At 68.4% G+C, this 5,762-nt stretch carries 7 protein-coding genes; 2 read left to right on the top strand and 5 right to left on the bottom strand.

The genetic code is table 11. The features are described from left to right. Positions 1-1,495 (top strand): thioredoxin domain-containing protein (locus NKF06_RS19455; protein WP_253246353.1); only part of this gene is annotated, 1,495 nt, incomplete at its 5' end. A 15-nt stretch (positions 1,496-1,510) separates the two neighbouring features. Here NKF06_RS19455 and NKF06_RS19450 read toward each other — a convergent pair. After that, positions 1,511-2,287, bottom strand: a complete 777-nt coding sequence (locus NKF06_RS19450; protein WP_253246352.1) for a hypothetical protein — start codon at positions 2,285-2,287, stop codon at positions 1,511-1,513. 105 nt (positions 2,288-2,392) lie between these two features. Next, on the bottom strand, positions 2,393-2,773 hold the full coding sequence (locus NKF06_RS19445; protein WP_253246351.1) for a thioredoxin family protein: 381 nt from the start codon (positions 2,771-2,773) through the stop codon (positions 2,393-2,395). 145 nt (positions 2,774-2,918) lie between these two features. On the opposite strand from NKF06_RS19445, the gene NKF06_RS19440 reads away from it, so the two are divergent. After that, positions 2,919-3,836, top strand: a complete 918-nt coding sequence (locus NKF06_RS19440) for a PLP-dependent cysteine synthase family protein (protein ID WP_253246350.1) — start codon at positions 2,919-2,921, stop codon at positions 3,834-3,836. A 21-nt stretch (positions 3,837-3,857) separates the two neighbouring features. On the opposite strand, the gene NKF06_RS19435 is transcribed toward NKF06_RS19440, so the two are convergent. The 3 genes from NKF06_RS19435 to NKF06_RS19425 form a co-directional block, all read right to left on the bottom strand. Then, the gene (locus NKF06_RS19435) at positions 3,858-4,310 is read right to left on the bottom strand and encodes a DUF5804 family protein (RefSeq protein WP_058827807.1); all 453 of its coding nucleotides are present in this window, start codon (positions 4,308-4,310) and stop codon (positions 3,858-3,860) included. Positions 4,311-4,352: 42 nt separating this feature from the next. Continuing rightward, positions 4,353-4,607 carry a hypothetical protein gene (locus tag NKF06_RS19430; RefSeq protein ID WP_058567952.1) on the bottom strand — a complete coding sequence of 85 codons (255 nt, stop codon included), beginning with the start codon at positions 4,605-4,607 and terminating at the stop codon, positions 4,353-4,355. Positions 4,608-4,807: 200 nt separating this feature from the next. Beyond that, the coding region (locus tag NKF06_RS19425) for a THUMP domain-containing protein (protein WP_253246349.1) at positions 4,808-5,762 on the bottom strand (955 nt) is incomplete at its 5' end.

Below are 5,762 nucleotides of genomic sequence, written 5' to 3'. Positions count from 1 at the left end.
GTTCCCCCAACCCGGCCGCATCGACGCCCTGCTCCGCGGGTACGCCGTCTCCGGCCGCCGCGAGGCGCTCGACGTGGCGCGACAGAGCCTCGACGCGATGGCCAACGGCGGCCTCCGCGACCACCTCGGCGGCGGCTTCCACCGCTACTGCGTCGACCGCGAGTGGACCGTCCCGCACTTCGAGAAGATGCTGTACGACCAGGCCGGTCTCGCCGCTCGCTATCTCGACGCCGCCCGACTCACCGGCAACGAGTCCTATGCGACTGTCGCCGCCGAGACGTTCGAGTTCGTCCGCCGCGAACTCACCCACGACGACGGCGGCTTCTTCGCCACCCTCGACGCCCAGTCCGGCGGCGAGGAGGGTACCTTCTACGTCTGGACCCCCGACGACGTGCACGACCTCCTCCCCGAACTCGACGCCGACCTCTTCTGTGACCGCTACGGTGTCACGCCCGGCGGCAACTTCGAGAACAAGACGACCGTCCTGAACGTCTCGGCGACGACAGCCGAACTCGCCGACGAGTACGACCTCGACGAGTCCGAGGTCGAAGACCGACTCGAAAAGGCTCGGAAGGCGTTGTTCGCGGCCCGCGAGGGACGCGAGCGCCCCGCCCGCGACGAGAAGGTGCTCGCCGGCTGGAACGGCCTGATGATTTCGGCGTTCGCGCAGGGGTCGGTCGTCCTCGAAGACGACTCGCTCGCCGACGACGCGCGCCGCGCCCTCGACTTCGTGCGCGAGCGCCTCTGGGACGACGAGACCGAGACGCTCTCGCGGCGCGTGATGAACGACGAGGTGAAAGGCGACGGCTACCTCGAAGACTACGCCTTCCTCGCGCGCGGTGCGTTCGATCTCTATCAGGCGACCGGCGACCTCGCGCCGCTCTCGTTCGCGCTCGACCTCGCGCGGGCGACCCGCCGCGAGTTCTACGACGCCGACGCGGGCACGCTCTACTTCACCCCCGAGAGCGGCGAGTCGCTCGTCACCCGCCCGCAGGAGCCGACCGACCAGTCCACGCCGTCGAGCCTCGGCGTCGCCACGTCGCTGTTCTTGGACCTCGAACAGTTCGCGCCGGACGCCGGCTTCGGCGAGGTCGCGGACGCGGTCCTCGGCTCGTTCGCCAACCGCGTCCGCGGCAGTCCGCTCGAACACGTCTCGCTCGCGCTCGCCGCCGAGAAGGCCGCCAGCGGCGTCCCCGAACTCACCATCGCGGCCGACGAGGTACCCGACGAGTGGCGCGAGACGCTCGCCTCGCGGTATCTCCCCGGCCTCGTCGTCTCCCGTCGCCCCGGCACCGACGAGGAACTCGACTCGTGGCTGGACGAACTCGGACTAGACGAGGCCCCGCCAATCTGGGCCGGCCGCGAGGCGGCCGACGGGGAGCCGACCGTCTACGCCTGCGAGAACTTCACCTGCTCCGCGCCGACCCACGACCTCGACGAGGCGCTGGCGTGGTTCACGGCGGGCGAATCCGCAGGTACGGCCGAAGACGACTGAAACGGCGTTTTCGGCTCAGAGCCGCGTCCCGTCGTACCGCCGTCGCAACGCTCGAACCGTTTTTGCGACTCGTTCGGCGCGCTCGCGGGTCACGCACGGGACGACTTTCTCACCCATCGGCGTGTCGAAGACGAGCGTTGTTTCGTCGACGATGTCGAGGTGCCGCGCCGAGAGCGCGGAACAGTACGTCCGACTCGTCTTCCGGTCCAGCGTCGATTGCACGATTGCCGTGGTGTCGAAGCGGTAGGCGTGGTCGCCGGTCTCCCAACGCTCGTAGACCGTCGACGCCACGAACAGACCGACCCGGTCGGCGAGCAGTTCTTGGATCGACGCCACGATTCTCTCGGAGAGCGGCGGCGACTCGCCCCAGAGCATCGATTCGTGGGGAATCGTCACGAGCAGTTCGTTGCCGCTGTCGTCGAGGAGCGCGAGGCGAAACACGAAGTGCTCCCCAACCATCGTCGTCGCGGCGTCGAGAAGCGCGAACAGCGCGTCCTCGCTCTCTCTGCCCGTGCCGAGAGAGAAGCATCGGGTCCTGTCGTCCGGGCGCTCGGGGTCGAGCGCGTCGACGGCCGCGAGCGCCTCGACGCATCGCTCGCTGTCGTCTTCTCCGAACGCTTCGTCGAGCCATTCCTCGTCGAGTTCGACTCGAACCGCGTGCGCGATGGGAACGACCTCGGCAAACATCGGGACGAGGTCGCGGCGATAGTCGTCGCTGTCGAGGTGGTAGCGCCGCGGTTCATCTCCGCAATCCGGACTCCCGCCGTTGTCTCCGCTGTGCTTCTCAGACATCTTCCGACTCCCGCGCCACCTGCGTTCGTCGCATCGCATCGGAGTACCCGCGGGCGTCGTATCACGGTTTCGGCGGGTCAAGAGAACAGAAAATCCGAACCGCGCTCAGTTCGAGAGCCGCTCTGCGAGGTAGACCGCAATCGGAACGTCCGCTTCTTCCACGAAGCGAGCGACCTCCTCGCCGTCGCGTTCGACGACGACCGTCGGGATGAGTTCGATGTCGTACTCCTCGACGAGCGGGCCGACCTTCGAGCCGTCGTCGGCCTTCTCGACAGGGTAGTGGTCGATTCGCTCGGCGGGGACGCCGGCGGCGTCGAGGGCCGCCGCGAAGTCGGGAAGCTGTCCGCGGCAGTCGCCGCACCAGTCGCCGCCCCAGACCTTGAACGTGTAGTCCGCGGCCGCGAGGGCGTCGACCACGTCGGGGTAGGACGCCGCGTCCCACGCGGGGTTCGGTTGCATCGTTTCGAGCGTCTCGGCTTCAGCCATGGGAGGGCGTACCGGCCGCGCGGATTTAACGGGTGCGCTCGCGGCGGGGCTCGCCGCCCACGCTCGTCGCTGTCTCTCCCCGAGACGGTGGCCGTATCGTCCGCCTCCGCCAGTCGTTTAGTGTCGCACCGTCAACGGAGGGTCGATGGACGACAGTATCCTCGACGCTATCGGGTCGCCGCTGGTCCGCGTCGACTCCCCCGAGGGGTCGACGGTCGCGGCGAAGATAGAGTCGAAGAACCCGGGCGGGTCGGCGAAGGACCGCCCCGCGTTGGCGATGGTCGAGGCGGCCGAGGAAGCGGGCGACATCTCGCCGGGCGACCACCTCGTCGAACCCACGTCCGGGAACACCGGTATCGGACTCGCCGTCGTCGCGGCGGCGAAGGGCTACGACCTGACTATCGTCATGCCGGACTCGATGTCGCCCGAGCGCCGCGAAATCATGCGCGCCTACGGAGCGACCATCGAACTCGTCGAGGGCGACATCTCCACCGCGAAAGAGCGCGCGGACGAACTCGAAGCCGAGGGCATGTACCAGCTCCGGCAGTTCGAGAACCCGGCGAATCCGGAGGCGCACTACCGGACGACCGCCGAGGAGATTCTCGAACAGGTGGGCGACCGCCGCATCGACGCCTTCGTCGCCGGCATCGGCACCGGCGGCACGATTTCGGGCAACGGCCGCCGCCTCGTCGAGGAGTACCCCTCGATGCGCGTCGTCGGCGTCGAACCCGCCGAGAGCGCCGTCCTCTCCGGACACGAGGTCGGCGACAACGACTTCCAGGGGATGGGCCCGGGCTTCGTCAGCCCCAACCTCGACACCGACCTCATCGACGACGTGGAAATCGTCGAACTCGCCGACGCCGAGGCCGAGTGTCGCCGCCTCGCCCGCGAGGAGGGTATCCTCGTCGGCCAGTCGTCCGGCGCGTCGCTCCTCGCGGCCAAGCGGGTCGCCGAGCGACTCGCCGACCCCGACGCGGACGACGGAGACCAGCCGCTCGTGGTGACGGTGTTCTGGGACTCCGGCGAGCGCTACATGTCCACCGGGATGTTCGACCAAGAATAGCGGTCGCTCGACGGCCCGTTTTCACCGACCGAACTCGTCTTCCGCGACTCTGACGACGAGCGTTCGCTCCACGTCTCTGAGGTCGTAGTCGGGGACCGAGCCGTCGACGCGCGTCACGTACATCGGCTCGACGAGGCGGCCCTCTTCGACGCCGTAGATGGCGAGGTGGTCGCCGGTGTCTTCCGGCTGGACCTTCCCGTCTCGAATCTGTCGGGCGAGGTCGCGAGAGAGCCACTCGTCGGACGAGACGGAGGGTTCGCGGACCAACGAGAAGTCGGCGAACCGGACGAGATACCAGTTGAGATCGTTGAGAAGCGAGACGGCCGCGCCGAGGCTCACCGTGTCGACCGAAAGCGAGTTGTCGAACGGTTCTGCGATGTCGTAGGTCGAAAGCGCCGCGCGCGCGGTGTCGCGCGACAGCAGTTCGTACTGGAGGTGGACGTCCTCCGCGCCGACGATACAGACCTGCGTCACGTCGAGAGGGAGGGTCCGGACTCGGTAAAGCGGTTCCGGTACTCAGGCGGTCGATTCCCACTCGGCGGCGCAGGACTCGTCGCAGAAGACGACGCGCTCGCGTTCGAGGGTTATCTTACCGGGCTTGTCGATGTCCCGCTCGAGGAGGACCTGATAGTGGGCTTCGCTCATGTCGACGCGGGCGCGGCACGCCGCGCACCGTTCGACGGTGTCGCTCCAGTCGGTCCGCGACGCCCGGTGGCTGACGCGCCACTCGGGGCCGGGGTGGCCGTGACCGGGATGCGATGTTTTCGACATGAGAGAACCCTAGCGCTCACGGTAGATAAAGCCATTTTTGTGCAATTGTTCATACGAAATGAATCTAAACGTTTGAAGAACCGTGACTATAGTGGTCGTTTGCACGGTTCGTATGTGTGTCGGTACCGAACCTCGGTGAGTCTGACGACGGGCCGCGCTCTGGGCCTCTCGCCCTCGGCTTCCGCCTCGCGCTCCCGCGCTCACTCGTCGCCGGGCGACACGACGACGCGCTCCCGGGCGGCCTCGACCGCGAGGTCGAACAGGTCGTCGGGTTCCGCGGCCTCGACGGCCGACAGCGAGGCGTTCGTCTCGGGGAAACTCGGCGCGACGCGCTCGCAGCCGACGGGGAGCGTCGAGTCGTCGTAGGTGCCGAGGTCGCGGGCGGCCGCGACGATGTCGGTCTTGTCACGGGTCAAAAGCGGGCGGTGGACGGGGTAGTCGACCGCGGCCTCGGTGACGGCGAGGTTCTCGCCGGTCTGACTCGACTTCTGGCCCAGCGACTCCCCGGTCACGAGTGAGTGGGCGTGCTCGTCCGTGGCGACTTCGGCGGCGATGGCGAGCATGGCGCGCCGAAGTGAGAGCATCCGGGTGTCCTCGACGGTCTCCATCAGTCGTTCGACCACGTCACCGGCCGGGACGACGTGTACTCGCATGTCCGCGTTCGGGGCGCGGCGGGCGATGGTCCGCACCGTCTCGATGGCTCGCGCGCGGTGGTCCGCGCCGCCGTAGTCGCCCAAGTCGACGTAGACGGGGACGATTTCACAGCCGCGGCGCATCAGTTCCCACGTCGCCACCGGCGAGTCGATGCCGCCGGAGACGAGCGAGACGGCCCGTCCCTGCGTCCCGAGCGGAAGTCCGCCGGGACCGTTGAACCGCCGCACGGAGAGATAGGCCGTCTCTTCCCGGCACTCGATTCGGTAGGTTCGGTCCGGGTCGTCGAGGTCGACGGGCGCGCCGGTCGCCTCGACGACGGCGCTCCCCGCCTCGCGTTCGAGGTCGGAACTCGTGAACTCGTGTTGGTCGGCGTCGCCGACGCGGTCCGCGTCGATGGCGAACGCCGCCCCGTCGGGGTGGTCGGACGCGAGGCTCCGGCAGACCGTGACGATGTCGTCGAGGACGGGGTCGCAGGCGACGCAGGGGCGCGCCCAGACGACG

Origin of the sequence: Haloferax sp. AB510 (assembly GCF_024136985.1) — an archaeon.
In the GTDB taxonomy this organism is placed as follows: domain Archaea; phylum Halobacteriota; class Halobacteria; order Halobacteriales; family Haloferacaceae; genus Haloferax.
This window is presented reverse-complemented; position numbering and strand designations above follow the sequence as displayed.